Genomic DNA, 18,795 nt, shown 5'->3' on the forward strand with positions numbered 1-18,795 from the left:
TTTATCCTTTTTCTTTCTGTGACAGGTATTGCCTCAGGATAGTTGCCGTCCGTTCCATGGCCATGCCCCGGGAGCCCTTGAGAACAACCACATCGCCGGGCAGAAGGGATTGTATCACCAGTGCGCCGAGCTCGTCGTGGCCTTGGCCGCACCGGACCGAGTCGGGTGCCAGACCTGCCTGGATGGCTGCCTGGGCGGCATGACGGCTCATCAGGCTGCCGAGCAGAAAGAGCCGGTCCACGTTTCGCCCTGCGACCGCACCGACCCCCTCGTGGGCCTCGGCTTCGTGTTCGCCCAACTCCAGCATGTCCCCCAGTATGGCGACCCGGTGTCCCGCGGGGGCAATCTGAACCAGTGTTTCCAGGGCCGCTTTCATGGAGGCCGGATTGGCATTGTAGCTGTCGTCCACCAGGGTGACCTCTCCGACCTGCTCCAGTTGGAAACGCCCTCTGTACGGTCTGAATGCGGCGAGTCCTTCCTTGATGATGGCAAGCGGCACGCTGTCCAGCAAGGCCGCTGTGGCTGCCAGGGCGTTTGAGACGTTGTGCAGGCCGAATGCCCTGAGATGCACCTGAATCTCCCCCTTGGGAGTGACAATCTGGAATGATTCCCCTTCCAGTCCCAGGTGCTCGATCTCCTTGGCCCGTACTTCCCCACGGCTGATGCCGAAGCTGATGCGCCGGGCCGAAGCGTTCTGCCCCAGGCTGCTGACCCGGGAATCGTCGCCGTTTACCACAGCCAGACCGCCGTCGCTGACGCGGTGGAGCAGTTCTCCCTTGGCGCTGGCCACGGCCTCGACCGTGCCCATGCTCTGCAGGTGCGCCGGCAGGGCATTCAACACGATGCCGGTACGGGGCCGGGCGATTTCGGCCAAGCGGTCGATCTCGCCCGGTTCGCTCATGCCCATCTCCAGTACCGCCCATTGGTGTTCCGGCCTCAGGCGAAACAGCATTTGGGGCACGCCGATCAGGTTGTTGAGGTTTCCCTCGGTTTTCAGACCCGGTCCGGTCTTTTCCAGTATGGTGGCCAGCATTTCCTTGGTGGTGGTTTTGCCGTTGCTGCCGGTCACGGCGATAACCGGTATGTCGAAGCGCTGCCGGTAGGCCGCGGCCAGATCGCCCAGCGCCCGCAGTGTCTCCTTGACAACAACGCCGGTGCACCCGGCCGGGAGCGCATGATGGGCAAACCATTTTTCTTCGGCCAGTACCGTGGTTATGCCTTTAGCGGTTACTTCAACGATAAAGTCGTGACCATCGAAGCGGTCCCCCCTGAGCGGCACGAACAGCTCGCCCGGCGCAACGCTACGCGAATCGGTGGACACGGCAGTTACGCTGCCTTCCCTGCTGCCCGCGACGCGGCCACCGGTAGCGGCGGCTATCTCTGCTACGGTAAACATCTAGGCTGTTTTCTCCCCGAATGCCGCGGCGGCCTCCTCGCGGTCGTCAAAGTGGTGTTTGGTCGTACCGATGATCTGGTAATCCTCATGACCCTTCCCGGCCAGGAGTAGGATGTCTCCCGGCTGCGCCATGCTTGCTGCCAGACGGATTGCTTCACGGCGGTTTTCCAACATGACGAAGCCCTTCTCGTCGAATGTCGCCTGGGCCGCCAGCTCCCCGTGTGTATATTCCCGTATGTTGAGTGGCGTGATGCCGGCCCTGACTTGGGCAAGTATGGCGAGCGGGTCCTCGGTCCGGGGGTTGTCCGAGGTGGCGATGGCCAGGTCGCTCATCTCCGCGGCGATCTTCCCCATGATGGGGCGTTTTCCCGGATCGCGGTCTCCGCCGCAGCCGAAGACGGTAATGATGCGGGCGGTCGCTATCTCTTTCAGGGTTGCAAGTACGTTATGCAGGGCGTCGCCGGTATGGGCGTAGTCAACCAGACAGGTGATGCCGAAGTTATTGTCAACCCGCTCCATGCGGCCCGGAACTGTGGCGTGTCCCTCGATGCCGGCTTTGATGGCTGTGAGCGGCAGGTCTAGCGCGATGCCGGCTGCCACGGCCGCCAGGATGTTGGAAAGGTTGAAGCGTCCCAGCAGTTTGGAGGTAAATGGAAATTCACCCTTGGGTGTCTTCAGGGTCCCGCTGATCCCGTTGACGGTGATGGCCACTTCCACCGGCCGCACGTCGCCGGGATGATCTATCCCGTAACCGATCACAGGGCAGGCGGCTCGTTCAGCTATCTGGGGGCCATAGTCGTCATCTAGGTTGATCACGGCCCTGCGGCGCGGTTTGGCCGCGGTTGGCTGCAACAATTCGGTAAAGAGGCGCTGCTTGGCGTGCAGGTACTGCTCCATGCTGCCGTGATAATCCAAATGGTCGCGGGTCAGGTTGCTAAAGATCCCCACATCGAAATGACAGCCATCGGCCCGTTTCTGCTCCAGGGCGTGGGATGAAACCTCCATCACGAAGGCTTTGGCGCCGGCATCGGCCAATTGGCGGAAAGCGGCCTGTAATTCAGTGGATTCGGGCGTGGTATGGGAGGCCACGATGGTGGTTGCGCCGAAGCGGTAGCTGATGGTGCCGAGCACCGCTGCCGGCAGGCCCGCCGCCCCCAAGACCGCCTCGATCAGGTAGGTTGTTGTTGTCTTGCCGTTCGTGCCGGTAATGCCGATGAGCGGCCGGTCCGCGGTGGGGTCGCCGTAGAACGCCGCCGCCATGCGGGCCATGGCGGGACGGCCGTCCGTTACCATGACCCAGGGGATGCAGGTAGGGGCGCAGGCGGTATCTTCCAGCACCACCGCGGAGGCGCCGGCCTCAACCGCCTGTGGGATGAAACGGTGACCATCGGCCGCCACGCCTCGTAGTGCAAAGAAAATCGTGCCAGGCTTGATCTGACGCGAGTCGCAACTCAAGGCAGTGATCTCGGTCGCTCCGCTGCCGTGGAGTTCTGCGTCAGGTACCGAGGCGATGATGTGGGAAAGTATCATGCTATTCTCCAAAAAATGACACAACCTGCCGACAGGTACAGGTTGTGACGATCAAGCGGAAGGCGTAAATTTGATCCAGACCTCGTCTGCTCCCCGAATCGTCTGGCCGGGAGGCGGATTCTGTTCCACAGCCCGCCCGCTTCCCATCAACTTGATATTGATGCCGCGCTTCTCCATCACCTGCATGACCTGGCGCATGCTCATGCCCCTGAAATCCGGCATGACGGCGACACCGGTGGCCGCATCCAGGGCATCTCCCTCCGACATGGCAACCGCCTTTGGAGGGGGGGCTTGGACCTCAATGGTCCTGGGTGTTTTGCCGACCTCCCCCTTGGGCATGATCTTCAGGTAGGCCAACGCATTCACGGCGATGGAGCGGAAGGCCGGAGCCGCCACAACGCCGCCGTAGGGGCTGGTCTTCGGTTCGTCTACCACCACCAGGATAGTTAATTTGGGCTTATCAGCCGGCACGAAACCGATAAAGGAGGCGGTCCTCCGGGTAGCGGAATAACCATGGGTCACCGGGTCCGCTTTCTGGGCTGTACCGGTCTTGCCGGCCACGAGAAAACCGTCGATGGCGGCGTTGAGGCCGGTACCCCCCTCACTGGTGACGCTTTCCATCATCTTGGTGACCTTACGTGCCGTATCCGCGGAGATCACGCGGCGCACCGCCTGAGGTTCGAATTTTTGGACCTCGCGGCCGCTGTCATCCAGAATTCGTTCCACAATGTACGGTTTGAAGAGTGTGCCGCCGTTGGCAACGGCGGAAACCGCACTGGTCAACTGGATGGCCGAGGCCGAGACCCCCTGGCCGAAGGAGATGGTGGCCAGATCTACCCCGTACCAGCGCCGCTTGTCCCGAAGGTTGCCGGGGGATTCTCCCGGAAGGTCCACGCCGGTGCGCTCTCCGAATCCGAAATTCCTCAGGTAGCGGAAAAGACGTTCATCCCCCAGTTTGAAGCCGATCTTGGCAGCACCGATGTTACTCGAATACTTGAGGACATCGCTTACGGACAGCCGGGCAAAACTGTGGGTATCGTGTATGGTCCGGTCGGCGATGATATAGCGGCCGTTCTCGCAGTTTATGGCATCGGTTGGCCTGACGACCTTCTCTTCCAACGCCGCGGAGATCAAGAATATCTTGAAGGTTGAACCGGGCTCGAAGCTGTCGCTCACGGCACGGTTGCGCAGCAGAGCTTGGGGATAATGGGAATAGGCATTGGGGTTGAAGGTTGGATAATTGGCCATGGCGAGGATCCTGCCCGTATCCGACTCCATGACCACGGCCATGCCATTTTTAGCGCCGCTCTCCGTAACCGCCTTGGCCAGTTCCTTTTCGGCGATGTATTCGATGTTCTTGTCCAGAGTAAGAACGATGTTCTTGCCCGGCGAAGAATTTTTGATGACGGTATCCATGAGGGCTATGTCGCGCCCCAAGGCGTCGCGCTCGGTTACCATGTAGCCGGTGTTGCCCAGAATGACGGAATCGTACTTGCGCTCAACTCCTTCCAATCCGACCGGGTCCACGCCGGTAAATCCGACCACATGGGAGGCAACCTCGCAATTGGGATAAAAACGCTTCGATTCGGAGACAAACCCGATGCCAGTCAACTTGAGGTTCTTGATGCGGGCCGCGACCTCTGGCGTCAGGCGACGCTCGATCCAGACAAACCCTCTGTCGTTGTTCAGTTTCTTGAGTAGTTCCTGTTTTGATGTTCCGAGAAACGGCGCCAGCACACCGGCCGTTCCGTCCATATCCTTGATGCGGCGCGGTTCGGCATAGCATGAGTCCATATCCACCGACACAGCCAGAGGAGTGCCATTGCGGTCCATGATGACGCCTCGCCCTGGGGTGAGTTGCACGATATGCTGGTGCTGCCGCTCTGCCTTCTTGACCAACTCCTCGTGCTGGAGTATCTGGAGATAGAACGCTCGTCCGGTGACGCTCAGGAACAACAGGCCGAATATGGTCCCGATCATGACGATCCGGACGCGCGCCCATTTTTCCCGGTCATCCCTCATTTTACGACGATCACCTGCTGCTCTGTGGGCAGGCCCATGGCCAGGTCGCTCTTGGCGATGGTTTCGATGCGGGCCGGGGTTTTGAGGGACGCCGCCTCAAGTTTGAGCCGCTTCTCTTCCTGTTCTGCATCCTTGAGCTGGCGGTTTGTCTCGGATATGCGCAGATTCAGGTCGATCAGCTTGCAGCGTGACCAGACATGAAAGACCGAGACGATTGTGAAAAGGATCATGCAGATCATCAGGAATTTGAACATGTCCACCCGCTGGGTGACCAGTTCGGCCCCGGTCAGGGGACGCGGTGCGACGACCTTGCCGTATTCGGTTCTTGCCTGTGCCATGCGGTACCTCCGTAAATCCTGTATCTGAAAACTCTCCTGGGCCACCTGCTCAAAACGGGCGTCCTAAAACACGTGCGCTAACTGGATAGTGCTATTTTCTCTACGCCCCGCAACTTGGCACTCCGCGCCCGCGGATTCCGGGAAATTTCGGTTTCCGTGGCTGTTACCGGCCGGTTGGTCAGTACCTTCACCCGCGGTTTCTGCCCGCAGATGCAGACCGGGAGTTGGCGCGGGCAGATGCAGCCGGTGGCGTACTCCCGGAAGATGTGTTTGACGATCCGGTCTTCCAGCGAGTGAAACGAAATAACCACCCCGCGCCCGCCCGGTTTCAAGCGGTCGAGGGCGGCCCGCAGTCCTTGTTCCAGACTTTCCAGTTCCCTGTTGACGGCAATCCGCAGGGCTTGGAAGGTGCGGGTGGCGGGATGGATGCGCTCCTCCCACTTGGCCCGTGGAATAGCCCCCTTGATGACGTCCGTCAATTGCAGCGTGGTAAGGATCGCCTGTTCGCCACGGGCCTTGACGATGAATGCAGCGACCCTTTTTGCCCAACGCTCCTCGCCATAGTCCCGGATGATCCGTTCCAGTTCCTGCTCCGGCAGTTCGTTAACCAGATCGGCGGCGGTTTCCGTGCCCCTTGAGTCCATGCGCATGTCCAGAGGGGCATCCTGCTGAAAACTGAAGCCGCGTTCCCCGCTGTCCAACTGGTGGGAGGAAACCCCCAAATCGAGGATGAACCCGTCCAGTGAGGTAATACCCTGGGTATCGAGATGCCGGTCGAGGTTGGCGAAGTTGCCGTGGACCAAGCGGACCGCGGAACCGAACCCGGCCAGCCTGAGGCCGGCAGCCTCCAGCGCTTCCCGGTCCTGATCGATCCCGATCACCATCCCGTTATCGGCGCTGCATCGCTCGGCAATCAGCTCCGTGTGTCCTCCGCCCCCCAGGGTTCCGTCCAGATAGATCCCGCCCGGTCGGGGTTGCAGGAGTGCAATGACCTCGTCCGGCATGACCGACAGGTGATGGAAGGAGACCATCTAGACGCCCATGGCGGCGAGAGCTTCCGAATCCAGCGGGAAGTTTTTCTCGTCCTGCGTATTGATGCGACTGTAGGTCCCCTTACTCCAGATATCGAAGCGCTGACCCATGCCGACAAACCAGATATCCCTCTCCAATTCGGCGTGCAGACGCAGGGATGAGGGGATTAGTACCCGGCCGAGCTTGTCGGCGGTACACTCCTCCGCCGGGTTGATGATCTGCCGCTTTATGCTGTTCAACTGGGCCGACGTGAAGCCGCCCTCATTGGCAAGGATCTTCTTTTTTATCCCGGACCAGGCATCCAAGGGATACACGGAAAGGCCGCGCCCAAAGGTGCCGTCGCCCAGGTCCACAGGGGATGATTTGGTGATGATGAAGCGCGCATCCTCCGACAGGCTGGCGAGCGCATCCCTGAATTTAGCCGGGATGCAGGTCCTCCCCTTGCCGTCGATGGTGCTCGGAGTTTCCCCCCCGAAAATGTCGATTGCATCACCCATCTTCCACCTGATTCCACTTTTTTCCACACTATGGGAAATTTATAGCGGCGGTCAACGGCTATGTCAAGATAAAACGTGAAGTTGTAAAGGTTTTTGCAACAAAAAACCTCCCCCTGAAACGGGGGAGGTTTTTTGTTGCAAATATGTCGGAATCCCTACTTCTTCCGGCGCTCCGAAAGCGAGATGACCTTAGGGTTGCCGGGATGCCGACCGGAGTGCTCCCGCTGCTCCTTTTCCCCCTGCTCTTGCTGGATGCGTTCCTGCTCCACCGGAGAGACGATCCTCTCCATGCGGATGGGGGTGCCGCCCATGGTGAAGGGGGCGCCGTCGAGTTGGGACTCGTCCAGTATCCAGGTAAACATCTGGAGCGGGAAGGTGAACACCATCAGGCGTGCCTGCCACCATCCCGGCTTTACGTCGGTGGTGAGGTCCTCGATGCGGGCGTAGAAGCCCGGCTTATTGTCAACGTGGATCAGGACGATATCGTGGGTGGTGACCATGGCGTGTCCTCGTAATATTCAAGTTTCAAGAAATAACTTCCGGCGTGTCGACGGGATGTTCGGCCAACAGCAGGAGCGGCTGGCCGAGCGGTCTTTCCAACAGGATTTCTGCTTGTTTCACGTTGCAGCGCAGTTTCTGTTCCAAAGAGGCCAGCGAGTTTATTACCGTATTTTTCAATCGGGCTTCGACAGCCGTGCAGATGAAGAGCACACAGTCAAGCGGTCGGAAGAGTGGCTCCATGCGGCACCCGTCGGCATCGCCGTAGGGACAGAACGGTTTCCGGGAGAAATCGGGCGTCGGCGCCGATACCTGCCGGTCAAGCAGGGCCAGCAGGTCCAGTCCGCTGAAGCGGTATTTCCCGTTCTGACAGCATTGCCCGCCGCAGTCGCGGCAGACTGCGGCGCTGCCTGCCGTCAGGGTCAGGGCCAGCATCTCCCACTTGTACCGCCGGTAGTCTGCGAGCAGGTCCCCGAGTTGTTGTCGTGCGTGGCGAGGAAGCCGGCCGTGTATATCCTCCATGAGCCACACTCCCCGCTCCCACGCCTTTTGGTCGTTCATCTGCATCTCTTGTGAAAATTTTGGTTGAAGCAGTCCATAAGCCGGGTTCTGTTCCCGGGTCGGGTTACCCCTCGCCGGGCGATGGTCATTCATCTGGGACTGCCGTTACCGGCAGCCTCAAGCAGCCAACCCGGAGGCACGGGCGGGCCGCCCTTAACGCCTCCCTATTTGGCCTTGCTCCTGACGGGGTTTACCTGGCATCCGGCGTCGCCGTCGGACCCGGTGAGCTCTTACCTCACCCTTTCACCCTTACCTGCCGTGGCAGGCGGACTTCTCTCTGTGGCACTCTGCCCTGGGGTCGCCCCCGCTGGACGTTATCCAGCGTCATGCCCTATGGAGCCCGGACTTTCCTCCCTTGTAAACAAGAGCGGCCATCTGTCCTGCTTCAACCAAACTGCTGCCTTGTCCACGGTGGTGGACAAAGCCCTTATTGCTTCGGCGACGCTTTGGCTACTGAACCGCGGGTTGCAGTTTCAGGATCAACACCCGCTGGCAGTGCGGGCAACTGATCAGTTCGTCGCCCTTAAAGAGGCTGTTGTAGAGTTGGGGGGGGAGATTCATGTTGCAGCCCAGGCAGTAGCCGTCACGGGCAACTGCGACCGCTTGGCCGCGACGCTGCTGGCGAAGAGCGTCGTAGCGCTTGACCAGACTGGTCGGCAACTCCTTGGTGATGGCCTCGCGCCGGGCGGCGTCGGTATCGATGTCCTGCTGGACCTTGTCGATCTCGGCCTGCTTCTCGTCACGGCGCTGAGAGGTGTTCTGTTCCAACTCGGCAAGAATTTCTCTGCGGTTGGCGATCTCCGTATTCAACTCTTCGATCTGGCCTATCTTCTGCAGCGTTTGCTCTTCAATCTCCGCAGCTTGCTTGCGGGCAGCGGCGATCTCCCGGCCAACGGCCTGGTACTCCTTGTTGGTCTTGATTTCCTTCATGTTGGTCTCGGAGCGCCGGATGTTTTCCTGCTCGGCGGCCTGGCTGATCTCCAGTTCTCCTTTTTCCTGCTCGATCTGTGCCACGCGGCCTTCCAGTCCGGCAAGTTCCTGACGGGCTTCGATCAGGGCCTGTTCGATCCCGCTCATCTCTTCCGCCAGCCCATTTCGAGCGGTTTTCAGGTTGTCGATCAGGTAATCGATCTCCTGGAGTTGTTCCAACATCTCAAGTCTCTTTTTCAAAATCAGCTTCCTCCCGGTACTAAAATATTGTGTATGTCAATCAGACTCTCAAGGGGTCGGATTCGATACGGCACGGTACGGTGCAACAGTTTCCGTAGCCCGACTCGGACAGCATGCGGCCTAAGCGTTCGGCCACGTCGTCCACCATAATGATCTCACTGGGAAAATGTCCGGCGTCGATCACGGCGATGCCCAGGTCGTAGGCATCGCGGGCATCGTGGTATTTCACATCGCCTGTTACCAATACGTCGGCCCCGTGACGGGCCGCCTCGCGCAAGAGCGATGCCCCGCTGCCGCTGCACAGTGCCACTTTTTTGATCACGGCCGTGGGATCACCGGCATAGCGAAGGCCCGGCGCATTCAGCGCTGTTTTGATCCGGGCCGCATAGCCGGCCAAGTCGGTCGGCTCCGCCAGGGAGCCGACTCTGCCCAGTCCGAGTGGCTTGCCCTCGTTGAGCAGGGGATAGATGTCAAAGGCCGGTTCCTCGTAAGGGTGGGCGGCCAGAAGGGCTCTTATGGCCCGCGGCAGATTGCGGCGGTCCATGAGCAGTTCCAGGCGTTGTTCGGAAACCTGTTCCCGGTTTCCCACGGCGCCGATGAAGGGCGTTGCCCCGGCCAGCGGGGTAAAGGTGCCCTCACCGGACGCGCTAAAGGAGCAATCGCGGTAGTTGCCCAGCGTTTCGGCCCAGGGAAACAGCGCTGTGCGGACCCGGTCGAGATGGTCGTTTGGCACGAAGACCGTCAGTTTGCACAACTCTCGGCCGCACGCGACCTGGAGTGGCCGGCAGCCGGAGACTCCCAGGCGTGCGGCCAGCAGGTCGTTCAAACCTCCGTCAGCCGTGTCGTAGCTGGTATGAATGCTGATAACCGCCAGATTGGCCTTGATGGCGGCATGCACGAGTTTTCCTTGCGGGGTGGCGGTTGAAAGGTTCTTCAGGGGCTTGAACAGCAGGGGGTGGTGAGTGACGAGCAGTTGGCAGGATGCGTTTTGGGCTGCTTCCATGACGGCCGGAGTGGCGTCAAGCGCGACCATGATACGCTCTATTGCGGCATCCGGGTCTCCGACCTGCAATCCCGAGTTGTCCCATGATTCAGCCAAATCCGGAGGGGCAATTTTATTAATTATTCCAAGTATATCCGAGAGTTTTGGTGTATTCATGGCGTACAAACAAAAAGAGTGCAACCCTGCGGTGTGCACTCTTGAGAAATTGATGGTACGGGGCGTCCCGTTCGTAGTAGTCTTGCCGGCATCCGGCGCATTTTCCTTGTAAGTGAAATGGTGGGCCCACCAGGACTCGAACCTGGGACCAACCGGTTATGAGCCGGTGGCTCTAGCCAACTGAGCTATAGGCCCGTGGAGGAGCTAATACTACGGAAGTGTGTCGAGGCTGTCAAGAACTTTTGACTTTCTGTTTACCAGAGGGACCGGTATATTCCCAGAACGTCTTGCTTTCACCATGTGCCACCTCCTCGTTTGTATACAGCTTGTATACCGCAAGCATACTGGACAGGTGGGCAAACTTTGGTATGTTCATGAACAATGCCTGAGGATAATGTGATGGTGGTGAAAAGTACGGATGATCTCCTCGCGAATTTCAGAGATTGAACAGTGGGCCATGTTTTTGGTCAAGGGGGTTGCCATGGAGTTGTACATGACCCCCAAGCCGGGCCTGGTGGACATGGAGGATTGCGGTTCCCACCACGACCTGTCCTTAGCCACAATGGAAGGCTCGATCCGGATTATTGCCGGCTATCTCCACCAACTGTGCGGCTCCCTTGCCTCCGGCGAGGACTTCACCCGTCAGGCCGCCATTGGCAGGCGGGCCGAACAGACCATGCTCAACGACCTGGGCACCAACACCCACAAGGGGTTCCTCTTCTTGAGCGGTCTGTTGCTCGTGGCGCGCTGGCATGCGCGATCTGAAGATGAACAGGGCCTGCGGGAATGGGTTGCCGCCCTGGCGTGGGAGTTCTTTGACGCCCAGGGGGAACAGGACACCCATGGGCGACGGCAGAGGGTTCGATACGGCGCGGGTGGGATCGTGAGGGAGACCTTGAACGGTCTGCCCGCACTTTTTGACGAGGCGGTCCCGGTGTACCTCACGGCTCTTGAGCACCACGGCCACCCCAAGATCGCCTCGTTTGTCATGCTGGCTCGCCTGATGCAATGCGTGGACGACACCACCACACTCCACCGCTGTGGCACCATGGGCCTTTCTCGTATCAGGAGGGATGGTCGGCACCTCGAACGGATCATCGACTTGGGGGAGGATTGCGAACCGTTTCTTTATGCTCTTAACAGGGAGTATGTCAGGATGAATCTTACCATGGGCGGGGTGGCCGACATGCTGGGACTCTGCTACGGCTATCTGCTCGCCTGCGGATGCCTCTTGGGCGTTCCGGGACGGAACTCCTTTTGAACGCAAAAGCGGCCGACGGAATCCTGCGTAAGGTCTCCGGAGCCGCTTGATGTGACGCTTTTTCCCGGATGTTACGCTCGCGAAATGAACCTGCCGTCGCGGGTATCCACCTTGATTTTTTCTCCGGTTTCCAGGTACGGCGGGACCTGCAACCTGAGCCCGGTCTCCAGGAGGGCCTCCTTGGTTTGGGCCGTGGCGGTGGCGTTCTTAAGCGCTGGCGCGGTCTCCGTGACGGTCAGCTCTACAGTCATGGGTAACTCCACATTGACCAGCCGCCCTTCGAAGAGCCCCAACACAACCTCGGTGCCCTCCAGCAGGTAGTTGGCCAGCGTTTCGAACTCCTCCTCGGCCACCTCGAACTGTTCATAGGTTTCCAAATCCATAAAAACACCCTTTGAACCGTCGGCATAGAGGAATTGGCCTTTGTTGCGGCCATAGTCCGCCTCGTCCACCTTATCTCCGGAACGAAAGGTCTTATCCAGAACCTGGGAGGTAATGAGGTTTCGGTAGCGGGTCTTGACCATGGTATTGGCTCCCCGGGCCGACGGTGATTGGAAGGTGACGTCAAGGATCAGGCAGGGCGCGCCGTCCAACTGGATGACGAGCCCTTTTTTGAAGTCGGATGTGGTGAACATGGGATTCTCCTTGTTAATAATAGTCTTTCAAAATCAACATCTGCCACAGAGACACGGAGACACAGAGGTTCACAGAGAAAAGCATAACATCATGGGGGTAAACTAAGATAAGGATTGTTGCTCTTTGTTTGCCTTACTCCAGGTTTTCTCTGTGTCTCTGTGTCTCTGTGTCTCCGTGGCAGATTTGCCGTAGTTTCGTGCTATTTCTTGCGGTATTCGGCCGTGGGCCAGAAGGGGATGCCGCCACGGGGGGTGAATTCGCCCCGCACCGTCAGCCAAGCCGGTTCGAGCAGCTTGACCAGGTCGTTGCAGATGCGGTTGACGCTGGCCTCGTGGAATTCGCCGTGCATGCGGAAGGAACCAAGGTAGAGTTTGAGGCTCTTGCTCTCGACGCAGAGCCGGTCAGGCTGGTAGTCGATGACGATCTTGGCGAAGTCCGGCTGGCCGGTCATGGGGCAGAGGCAGGTGAACTCCGGGCATTCGATGTGCAACGTGCCCACGGCCCCGGCCGGATTCATGTCCGGTTGGGCAAAAGGGCTGGGGAATGATTCCAGAAGCCCGGCGTCGGGTTGGTCGTAGCGGTAGGCCGTCGCCCCGGCTCCCAATGATTTCAGATTTTCGTGAAGCGCCATAGTATATATCTCCCTTGCGATCGGTCCGAAACGAGCGACACAATACCATTACGTCGTGTTTCAGGCAACCCTTTGCAACGCCCCCACCGGGTTCCGCGGTGGAGGCGCCGCCGGAAGGCTAAAGACCGGTATTACAAAGGATGAAGTAAACGCACTGGCCGCGCAGATTGGCCGCGAATGCAAAACAGTATGTCTAACTGGATAAACAGCGTGTATACTTGCGGAGATACGACTCCCAAGCGATACCACATCTTCGGGGGATGGAGCGTTAATGGACGTCATAACCACCCACACCAATGCCGATTTCGACTGTCTGGGCGCCATGGTCGCCGCGGCCCGGCTTTACCCCGGCGCCCTGATCGCCTTTCCCGGCTCCCAGGAAAAGGCGGTGCGCGATTTTCTGGGCGTCCGTCCCGAGTATCTTCCCGGTGTCGTTCGCGCCAAAGATATCGACCTGGATGCTGTTACCCGGCTGATTGTCGTCGATTGTCAGCATGGAGGACGCATCGGCCGTTTTGCAACCCTCTTGGAGCGTCCCGGCCTTGAAATCCATATTTATGACCATCACCCGATTACGGAACAGAGCATCCGGCCGACCGGCGGCATGATCTGCACCTGCGGCTCGTCATCCACCATCCTGGGCGGGCTCCTGATGGAACAGGGTGTAGAGCTTACGCCGGAAGAGGCCACGCTGATCATGCTCGGCATCCATGAGGACACCGGTCGGCTGCTGTTTGCCTCGACCACACGGGACGACTATCGCGTGGCAGCCTGGCTCATGGAACGGGGCGCACGGGTGAACGTGGTGGCCGAGGCCCTCTCCCAAGAGTTGAGCAGCCAGCAGATGGAACTCCTGAAACGGCTGCTGGCCACACTCAAGACCACGGCAATCAACGGGGTCAATATTTCCATCGCCCACGCCACGAGTGATCGGTATGTGGGTGACATCGCCGCCCTTGCCCACCTGATGCGGGACATGGAGAATCTGGATACCCTCTTTGTGGTGGTCTCCATGGAGAGCCGCGTCTATCTGGTGGCGCGCAGCCGCATCCTGGAGGTGAACGTGGGGGATATCCTGCGTCGTTTCCACGGGGGAGGCCACGCAACCGCCGCATCGGCCGTGGTCCGGGACCAGACGTTGCAGCACGTGCTGCAACGTCTGGATGAACAACTGCGGATCGAGGTCAGCCCCCGATTCTGCGCCGGGGATATCATGTCCGCCCCAGTCAAGACCATGTCGGACGATGTTACCATCGCCGAAGCCCGGGACCTTTTGACCCGCTACAACTGTAACGCCATGCCGGTTGTGTCCGAAGAACGGATGATCGGGATCATCTCCCGCAAGATCGTGGAGAAGGCGCTCTACCACAACCTGGGGGCCGCTCCGGCCACCGACTTTATGCACACAGAATTCATGCGGGCTGCTCCCACCACCCCCATCGTCGACATTCAGGAATATATGGTGGAGGGCAACCGCCGCTTCGTGCCGGTATTCAGGGGGGAGGAGCTTGCCGGAGCAGTGACGCGCACGGACTTGTTACGCCATATGTACGGTGGTCGCCGGGGCGAACCGGGGGCGCTGTACGATGTGGAAGCCCTCAGCTTTTCCCCAAAAAACCGCTCTATAGCCGGCCTGCTGGGCAAGCGGCTTCCCGCGGCCGCCTGTAAGCTCCTACACGACCTGGGGACCATCGGCGATGAATTGGGACTGGCGGTGTATGCAATCGGCGGATTCGTGCGCGACCTGCTATTGGGTGTGGCGAATCTGGATATCGACATCACGGTGGAGGGGGACGGCATTTTTTTCGCCGAACAGTTTGCGGCCCGCCACGGCTGTAGGGTTCGCAGTCACCGGACCTTCAACACGGCGGTGGTAATCTTCCCGGACGGCGTCAAGATTGACGTGGCCAGTACCCGCCTGGAATACTACGAATCGCCCGGCGTGCTCCCCACTGTGGAGCGCTCCTCATTGCGCCACGACTTGTATCGGCGGGATTTTACCATTAATACCCTGGCGGTGTGTCTGAACAGCGGGTCGTTCGGGCGCCTGACCGACTACTTTGCCGGCCAGCAGGACCTTCAGGAACGGCTTGTCAGGGTGCTGCACAATCTCTCCTTCGTGGAGGACCCTACCCGGGTCTTTCGGGCGATCCGTTTCGAGCAACGCCTCGGTTTTCATATTGCCCCTCATACCGAAAACCTGATCCGCAGCGCGGTGCGGATGAATGTCCTGGACAAGGTGGGAGGGCCGCGCCTTCTGAATGAATTGATCCAGATCCTGCGAGAAAAGGAACCGGCCGGGGCCATTATCCGTATGGCCGGTTTCGGCCTGTTGCCGTTCATCCATCCTGCCCTCAAGTTGCCCCCCGAAACCAGGCGGGTTGTGGATGAAACAGCTCGGATCCTTGCCTGGTTCCGTCTGCTGTATCTGCCGGACATCTGCGAACAGTGGCAGGTCTATTTTCTGGCCTTGGGTGACCGGCTCACCAACGACGAGTTTCACGACGCCTGCCGCCGGTTGGCGGTGCCAGGGCGTGTCTCCGTCAAGGTTTTCTGCCACCGTCGGCGGGCGTTAGGAATCTTGGACGTCATTCAACGGAGATTGAAACGCAGCCCTGAAGTTCGTAATAGCGAAATTTATTCATGGTTCCACGGGTTGCCACTGGAGATGCTCCTCTACCTGGCCGCGCGCGCCAGTCGCGAGGAGGTCAGGCGTTTTATCTCCCACTACGTTTCCCATCTGCGGCAGCTCCGCTGTTCCCTTGACGGAAACGGATTGGCTGCGTTGGGGCTGGCACCGGGGCCGCGGTTCCGCAGGATCATGGATCGACTTCTGGTGGCCCGCCTCGACGGAGAGGTCGTCAATGATGAGCAGGAGCGTGCCTTGGCACTGCTGCTTATTTCGTCAGATAACGGAAGTTGTGTTGCAAAAACGCATCATTGACATGGAGGTGCTCTCCAGTCCTGCCCCCGGGTTTTCTTTTAATAGCCCCTGTTTTTATCTCTAACATGTTGTAAATATGGTTATTATTTAATTTGGAGGGTTTTTGGTGGTCTTTGGCACCATCCCTGCATTTTACTGAGGACGACAAATCCAGCGTAGCGAGGGTGGTATATGAAATCAATGGCACGTTTTGTCACACTGATCACCTGCTGTGCCATACTGGCTTCGGCAGTATCTGCCTTTGCCGGTGATAATGTCTTTCGTGAGGTGTTTGAGGACGGTTTTTACGGCGGCGCCGCCGGCGCACTGGTGGGAGCCGCGTTGATGGCCTTTACCAAGAAACCTGCAGATCATCTGGATTACATGGGCTACGGAGCCGCTTCCGGTATCCTGGTCGGTTCCGCCTATGGCTTAGCCAAATCCGCTCACTCCCTGGCGCAGATTGACAAGGGGAGCATCAAGTTCGCCCTTCCCACTGTTCTGCCCGACCTCGCCGAGTCACCTGCCTCGCACCAGACAAACATCACTTGGCGCGCCGAGTTATTGCGGGGGACCTTCTAATAAGAATTTTTCCGCACCGCTTTATAGCAACTGAAAACCAATGCCTGTTGCAAAATTGCAACAGGCATTTTTTTCTTTGCGTCCCCTGGCGGGTTGTGAGTAAATACCACAAAAAAATCAGGGAGGATGTTATGTCGCAGTTCACAAATGTTACGGTAGTTAAAAAGGCCAATATCTATTTCGACGGCAAGGTTGTCAGCAGGACGGTACTGTTCCCCGACGGCAGCAAGAAGACGCTGGGTGTCATGCAGCCGGGGGATTACGAGTTTTCCACCGGAGCCGCCGAAGAGATGGATATTCTGGCTGGTGAACTGGAATGGCAGTTGAAGGGTGAAAAGGAATGGAAACGGGTTGCGGCCGGCCAGGCGTTCAACGTGCCCGCCCACTCCACGTTCCTGATGAGGATGGAAACGGTGGTGGATTATTGCTGCTCTTTCCTGCCGTAGCCGGTCTGTACAAACACGAGCGTCCCGTTCGGTGAACTAACCGGACATGTCACTAGACACGGAATCCCCATCTCAAAGGAATCATTTCATGAGCGTCCACGAAGTCAATCACCCTCTGGTGAAACATAAGATCGGCCTGATGCGCGAGGCCGGCATCAGCACCAAAAAGTTTCGCGAACTGACGGCTGAAATCGCCTCCCTTCTCTCCTACGAGGCCTGCCGTGATTTTCCCCTGGAGGGCAAGAGTATCGAGGGGTGGGATGGCAGTGCGGTGCAGATTCAGCAGATCAAAGGCAAAAAAGTCACCGTGGTGCCTATCCTGCGGGCCGGGATCGGCATGCTCAACGGAGTGTTGGATATGATCCCCAACGCAAAGGTGAGCGTGGTGGGGCTGGCGCGCAACGAAGAGACTCTGGAGGCTCATACCTATTACGAAAAATTTGTCGGGCGCCTGGATGAACGTCTGGCCTTGATCATTGACCCCATGCTGGCCACCGGCGGCTCCCTCGACGCCACCATCGTCATGCTGAAGAAGAACGGCTGCCGACAGATTCGCGTCCTCTCGCTGGTGGCTGCGCCGGAAGGCCTCGCCCGCATCGCAGAGGCCCATCCCGAGGTGGATATCTATGTGGCGGCCATCGACGAGCGGCTCAACCGCAACGGCTACATCCTGCCCGGGTTGGGGGATGCCGGCGACAAGATATTCGGCACTAAGTAATACGCATCCATCTCTTAATATCCCACCCTTTAAAGGAGCATGCAGCATGCATCTTCCCCCTGAACCGGTCTGGCGCCAGGCGCTGGCTGGCGCCCAGATCCTCTTCGTGGCCTTCGGCGCTCTGGTGCTGGTGCCAATCCTCACCGGCATGAGCCCAAGTATGGCCCTTCTGGGCTCCGGCATCGGTACGCTGATTTTTCAGGCTTGCACCAAGCGTAAGGTCCCTATCTATCTCGGATCGTCCTTTGCCTTTATAGCTCCGATCATCTACAGTACCCAGACGTGGGGTTTTCCCGCAACACTTTCGGGGCTTTTTGCTGCGGGCTGGCTCTACCTGGCGTTAAGTGCCGTCATCTACCTCAAGGGGGTCGGGTTCATCCACAGGATCATGCCTCCGGTGGTGGTGGGGCCGATTATCATGATCATCGGCCTGGGGCTGGCCAGCGTAGCGGTCAACATGGCCATGGGCAAGACCGGCGACGGTAAGGCGGTTTTGGTGGATTACACCACCGCCCTGCTGATAGCGGGCGGCTCCCTGGCGACCACCGCGCTGGTGGCGACCAAGGCCAAGGGGCTTTTCCGCCTCCTGCCGATCCTCTCCGGCGTGGCGGTAGGGTATTGCCTGTCCGTATCCTTGGGGTTGGTGGATTTCAGCAAGATCGCCGCCGCCCCCTGGATCGCACTTCCTCACTTGGTGGCACCCCAATGGAACTGGTCTGCGGTGCTGTTCATGATCCCGGTCGCACTGGCCCCGGCCATCGAGCACGTGGGGGACATCGTTGCTATCGGTGCCGTCACGGGGCGGGACTACACGGAGCACCCCGGTCTGCACCGCACCATGCTGGGCGACGGTTTGGCGGTATGCTGCGCGGGACTCATCGGTGGACCGCCGGTGACCACTTACGCCGAGGTGACCGGGGCGGTGATGATCACCCGCAACTACAACCCGGTCATCATGACCTGGGCTGCCTGCTTCGCCATCCTTATGGCGTTTTTCGGTAAGTTCAACGCCATCCTGCAATCCATCCCCGTCCCGGTCATGGGGGGGATCATGATGCTGCTGTTTGGCAGCATCGCATCAGTTGGCCTTAACACCCTGATCCATGCACGGGTCAACATGCACCGCCCGCGCAATCTGATCATCGTTTCCTTGGTGCTGGTGTTCGGCATCGGCGGTCTGACGCTCCATCTGGGCGGCGTCAGCCTGCAGGGCGTCAGCCTGTGCGGTATCAGCGCCATCCTGCTGAACCTGATCCTGCCGCGGGACAAGGAGCACGAGTCGGAACAGCAGCACGCCTCCTGACCGAGGGTGGGCGGCGGGCCGCGGCCTTGAAAAAACGCACTCCGGAGAACCGGTAGCCGTGCCGTTCGCGGAGGTGGGCATATCTGCTTTTT

18 protein-coding genes, 1 tRNA gene and 1 other RNA gene are annotated in these 18,795 nt (G+C 59.2%); 6 read left to right on the top strand and 14 right to left on the bottom strand.

Annotated features, from left to right (window positions below):
* Position 1 precedes the first annotated feature (1 nt).
* The 12 genes from murF to LDN12_RS15040 form a co-directional block, all read right to left on the bottom strand.
* On the bottom strand, positions 2–1,396 hold the full coding sequence (gene murF / locus LDN12_RS14985; RefSeq protein WP_223923462.1) for a UDP-N-acetylmuramoyl-tripeptide--D-alanyl-D-alanine ligase: 1,395 nt from the start codon (positions 1,394–1,396) through the stop codon (positions 2–4).
* On the bottom strand, positions 1,397–2,926 hold the full coding sequence (locus tag LDN12_RS14990; protein WP_223923463.1) for a UDP-N-acetylmuramoyl-L-alanyl-D-glutamate--2,6-diaminopimelate ligase: 1,530 nt from the start codon (positions 2,924–2,926) through the stop codon (positions 1,397–1,399).
* A gap of 51 nt (positions 2,927–2,977) precedes the next feature.
* Positions 2,978–4,948, bottom strand: a complete 1,971-nt coding sequence (locus LDN12_RS14995; protein WP_223923464.1) for a penicillin-binding protein — start codon at positions 4,946–4,948, stop codon at positions 2,978–2,980.
* Positions 4,945–5,286 carry a cell division protein FtsL gene (gene ftsL, locus LDN12_RS15000; RefSeq protein WP_223923465.1) on the bottom strand — a complete coding sequence of 114 codons (342 nt, stop codon included), beginning with the start codon at positions 5,284–5,286 and terminating at the stop codon, positions 4,945–4,947. Before ftsL ends, LDN12_RS14995 begins: the two co-directional genes overlap by 4 nt.
* A gap of 77 nt (positions 5,287–5,363) precedes the next feature.
* Positions 5,364–6,317, bottom strand: a complete 954-nt coding sequence (gene rsmH, locus LDN12_RS15005; RefSeq protein WP_223923466.1) for a 16S rRNA (cytosine(1402)-N(4))-methyltransferase RsmH — start codon at positions 6,315–6,317, stop codon at positions 5,364–5,366.
* Entirely contained in the window at positions 6,318–6,815 is a 498-nt protein-coding gene (mraZ, locus tag LDN12_RS15010; protein WP_223923467.1) for a division/cell wall cluster transcriptional repressor MraZ, read from the bottom strand.
* 155 nt (positions 6,816–6,970) lie between these two features.
* Positions 6,971–7,315 carry a hypothetical protein gene (locus LDN12_RS15015; protein WP_223923468.1) on the bottom strand — a complete coding sequence of 115 codons (345 nt, stop codon included), beginning with the start codon at positions 7,313–7,315 and terminating at the stop codon, positions 6,971–6,973.
* A 25-nt stretch (positions 7,316–7,340) separates the two neighbouring features.
* The gene (locus LDN12_RS15020) at positions 7,341–7,874 is read right to left on the bottom strand and encodes a hypothetical protein (RefSeq protein WP_223923469.1); all 534 of its coding nucleotides are present in this window, start codon (positions 7,872–7,874) and stop codon (positions 7,341–7,343) included.
* 21 nt (positions 7,875–7,895) lie between these two features.
* Positions 7,896–8,262, bottom strand: an RNA gene (gene rnpB / locus LDN12_RS15025) — RNase P RNA component class A.
* A 62-nt stretch (positions 8,263–8,324) separates the two neighbouring features.
* The gene (locus LDN12_RS15030; RefSeq protein WP_223923470.1) at positions 8,325–9,044 is read right to left on the bottom strand and encodes a zinc ribbon domain-containing protein; all 720 of its coding nucleotides are present in this window, start codon (positions 9,042–9,044) and stop codon (positions 8,325–8,327) included.
* A 40-nt stretch (positions 9,045–9,084) separates the two neighbouring features.
* Positions 9,085–10,203: a Nif3-like dinuclear metal center hexameric protein gene (locus tag LDN12_RS15035; RefSeq protein WP_223923471.1), complete on the bottom strand. Its 1,119-nt coding sequence runs from the start codon at positions 10,201–10,203 to the stop codon at positions 9,085–9,087.
* A gap of 118 nt (positions 10,204–10,321) precedes the next feature.
* Positions 10,322–10,398: transfer RNA gene (locus tag LDN12_RS15040), tRNA-Ile, on the bottom strand.
* A gap of 262 nt (positions 10,399–10,660) precedes the next feature.
* On the opposite strand from LDN12_RS15040, the gene LDN12_RS15045 reads away from it, so the two are divergent.
* Positions 10,661–11,464 (top strand): triphosphoribosyl-dephospho-CoA synthase, encoded by an 804-nt coding sequence (locus tag LDN12_RS15045; protein ID WP_223924082.1) that lies wholly within the window; start codon positions 10,661–10,663, stop codon positions 11,462–11,464.
* Positions 11,465–11,535: 71 nt separating this feature from the next.
* On the opposite strand, the gene LDN12_RS15050 is transcribed toward LDN12_RS15045, so the two are convergent.
* Together LDN12_RS15050 and queF are read right to left on the bottom strand one after the other, a co-directional pair.
* Entirely contained in the window at positions 11,536–12,099 is a 564-nt protein-coding gene (locus LDN12_RS15050) for an elongation factor P (RefSeq protein ID WP_223923472.1), read from the bottom strand.
* A 200-nt stretch (positions 12,100–12,299) separates the two neighbouring features.
* Positions 12,300–12,731: a preQ(1) synthase gene (gene queF, locus LDN12_RS15055; protein ID WP_223923473.1), complete on the bottom strand. Its 432-nt coding sequence runs from the start codon at positions 12,729–12,731 to the stop codon at positions 12,300–12,302.
* A 271-nt stretch (positions 12,732–13,002) separates the two neighbouring features.
* Between queF and LDN12_RS15060 the strand changes: the two genes are divergently transcribed.
* The 5 genes from LDN12_RS15060 (at position 13,003) to LDN12_RS15080 (ending at position 18,703) form a co-directional block, all read left to right on the top strand.
* Entirely contained in the window at positions 13,003–15,675 is a 2,673-nt protein-coding gene (locus tag LDN12_RS15060) for a CBS domain-containing protein (protein WP_223923474.1), read from the top strand.
* A 171-nt stretch (positions 15,676–15,846) separates the two neighbouring features.
* Positions 15,847–16,236, top strand: a complete 390-nt coding sequence (locus tag LDN12_RS15065; protein WP_223923475.1) for a hypothetical protein — start codon at positions 15,847–15,849, stop codon at positions 16,234–16,236.
* A gap of 131 nt (positions 16,237–16,367) precedes the next feature.
* Positions 16,368–16,682: a pyrimidine/purine nucleoside phosphorylase gene (locus LDN12_RS15070; RefSeq protein ID WP_223923476.1), complete on the top strand. Its 315-nt coding sequence runs from the start codon at positions 16,368–16,370 to the stop codon at positions 16,680–16,682.
* A gap of 88 nt (positions 16,683–16,770) precedes the next feature.
* On the top strand, positions 16,771–17,400 hold the full coding sequence (upp, locus tag LDN12_RS15075) for a uracil phosphoribosyltransferase (RefSeq protein WP_223923477.1): 630 nt from the start codon (positions 16,771–16,773) through the stop codon (positions 17,398–17,400).
* 46 nt (positions 17,401–17,446) lie between these two features.
* A complete protein-coding gene (locus LDN12_RS15080) occupies positions 17,447–18,703 on the top strand; it encodes a uracil-xanthine permease family protein (RefSeq protein WP_223923478.1) in 1,257 nt (418 codons plus the stop codon).
* The last annotated feature ends 92 nt before the right edge of the window (positions 18,704–18,795 follow it).

The sequence above is a fragment of the Geobacter sp. AOG2 genome (assembly GCF_019972295.1).
Classification (GTDB): domain Bacteria; phylum Desulfobacterota; class Desulfuromonadia; order Geobacterales; family Pseudopelobacteraceae; genus Oryzomonas.